This window comes from Streptomyces sp. SM1 (genome assembly GCF_002910825.1).
Taxonomy (GTDB): Bacteria; Actinomycetota; Actinomycetes; order Streptomycetales; family Streptomycetaceae; genus Streptomyces; species Streptomyces okerensis.
In genome coordinates this window covers 1-1,951 of sequence record NZ_NEUB01000311.1, presented here as the reverse complement: position 1 = coordinate 1,951, position 1,951 = coordinate 1, and the positions used below count along the sequence as shown (strand labels likewise).

The 1,951-nt window shown below is 70.6% G+C and carries 3 protein-coding genes; 2 read left to right on the top strand and 1 reads right to left on the bottom strand.

What is annotated here, in order from left to right; all coding sequences use genetic code 11:
- Nucleotides 1-261 precede the first annotated feature (261 nt).
- Nucleotides 262-951, bottom strand: a complete 690-nt coding sequence (locus B9S61_RS07615; RefSeq protein WP_258039588.1) for an ANTAR domain-containing protein — start codon at nucleotides 949-951, stop codon at nucleotides 262-264.
- Nucleotides 952-1,348: 397 nt separating this feature from the next.
- Between B9S61_RS07615 and B9S61_RS43255 the strand changes: the two genes are divergently transcribed.
- Together B9S61_RS43255 and B9S61_RS07605 are read left to right on the top strand one after the other, a co-directional pair.
- Complete coding sequence (locus tag B9S61_RS43255; protein WP_308457753.1) at nucleotides 1,349-1,522, top strand: hypothetical protein; 174 nt, start codon at nucleotides 1,349-1,351, stop codon at nucleotides 1,520-1,522.
- A 9-nt stretch (nucleotides 1,523-1,531) separates the two neighbouring features.
- The coding region (locus tag B9S61_RS07605) for a PPOX class F420-dependent oxidoreductase (RefSeq protein ID WP_103541556.1) at nucleotides 1,532-1,951 on the top strand (420 nt) is incomplete at its 3' end.

Below are 1,951 nucleotides of genomic sequence, written 5' to 3'. Positions count from 1 at the left end.
CCCCGCCATGGGCCGGTCTCATGACGACCTGTGTCCTGCGCCGATGGCGACAGCGACAGCGACGGCGACGGCGGAACACCGTCACCGTCGACGCGGTCACTGATCGCGGGCCGCCGTCGACAAGGCGGGTCACCCGTCGCGGACATCAGGGCGCGCCGCCGGTCGCCGGCCCGGTCGGCGGGTACGGTCGCGGGTCACCGGCTACGGATCGCCGGCGCCGGACGCCAGGCCGGACGCCGGTGTCGTGTGTGGGCTCGCCCGTCAGGGTTTGCTGTGGGCGTCGACGATACGGCGGGCGAGGTCGCGCAGTTTCACGTTCTCCCGTTGCGAGGCCCGCACCAGGCTGTCGAAGGCGCCGGCCGCGTCGATGTCCATGCGCTCCATGAGGATGCCGGTGGCCTGACCGATCAGGTCCCGGGTGTGCATGGCCTCGGTGAGCTGCTGACGCACGGTGGCGGAGTCCAGCGCGATACCGACGTGCGCGGTGAACAGCCGCCCGACCCGCAGCGCCGCCTCGTCGAAGGCGCGCGGCTTGCGGGCGTACGCGGTGAGCACGGTCAGCCGGCGCCGGTCGGCGCGCAGCCGCAGCGCCAGCACGGACCGCAGGCCCAGTTCGGAGAGCGCGTCGGCGCCCCCTTCTTCCTCACCGTCCTCGCTGTCCTGCACCGTGACCATCGGGGTGGTCCACAGACGGTGCCAGTACGGCTGCTTCCCTGCCAGAGGGTGCCTGTCCTCGGCGGCGCGCACCACCTCGTCGGTACAGGCGAGCGTCTGCCGGCGGTTGTCGCGTTCCATGACGGAGATGCCCGCGTGGTCGGCGCCGGGCATCAGATCCACGGCGAGCCGGACGGCGGTGTCCAGGGTGCTGTCCGGGGAGGACGTCTCGTGCAGTCGGCACGCCGCGGCCGACAGCGCTTCCGCCAGATCCGGATCGGCAGGGAAACGGGGCAAATCAGAAAACCGGGACGCAACCACCACGAACCTCTTCGGCGAGCACGACCGGACGGCCGTGCGCAGGAGAGCTCCGCAGCACATTCCCGACTGCGAGCACAGGACGTACACAACTTTAGCCGCTTCCGGCGATGCCCTCCGACGTGGTGGGACGGGTGCGGGTCAGGAAGTGGCCTTGCCGGAATCCCGGACACACGTCTGTCGGTGACTGCCGTGACCTTTCCTTCCGCCCCCTCCGAGACATCCGAACCGTCCGAGCGCGTACTGCTCCCTTTCCCGCCGGAGATCGACTTCTCCAACGCGGACGGGCTGCTGCCGCTGATCATGGGCCGGGCCCGCCCGCACCCCGGCCGGCCGCCCCGGCTCGTGGTCCTCGACCTCACCGCGACGCGGTGGCATGGACTCCCAGGGCGTCCGCCTCATCAACGACATGCGCCGGCTGCTGCACCCCGGAACCCGGGTGTACGTGGTGGCCCTCCCGGAGGGCCTGGTGAGCCGCGTGCTGGAACTGACCGGCCTGCGCCGCGGCATCCCCGTCTACGACAACCTCCCCGAGGCGATGGCCGCCTAGTCTGACGCCATGGCACCGAACATCGCTACGAACACCCGTGTCTCCCTCGCCGAGTTGCTGGACTTCGTACGGCCCCGGCACCGGGCGGTCCTGCTGACCCGACGGGCCGACGGCACTCCCCAGGGTTCGCCGCTGACCTGCGGGGTCGACGACTCGGGGCGGATCGTGATGTCCACCTATCCGGAGCGTGCGAAGACGCGGAACGCCAAGCGGGACACCCGGGTGAGCCTGATCGTCCTGAGCGACGAGTGGAACGGGCCCTGGGTGCAGATCGACGGCACCGCCGAGGTGGTGGACTCTCCCGAGTCCGTGGAGCCACTGGTGGAGTACTACCGGAACATCGCCGGTGAGCATCCCGACTGGGACGAGTACCGGACGGCGATGGTCGAGCAGGGCAAGTCGATCATCCGGGTCACGCCGGAACGCTGG

Excerpts from the sequence above, each read along its gene's own strand:
- B9S61_RS43255 (WP_308457753.1), top strand. The coding sequence starts at position 1,349 with ATGGACTCCCAGGGCGTCCGCCTCATCAACGACATGCGCCGGCTGCTG.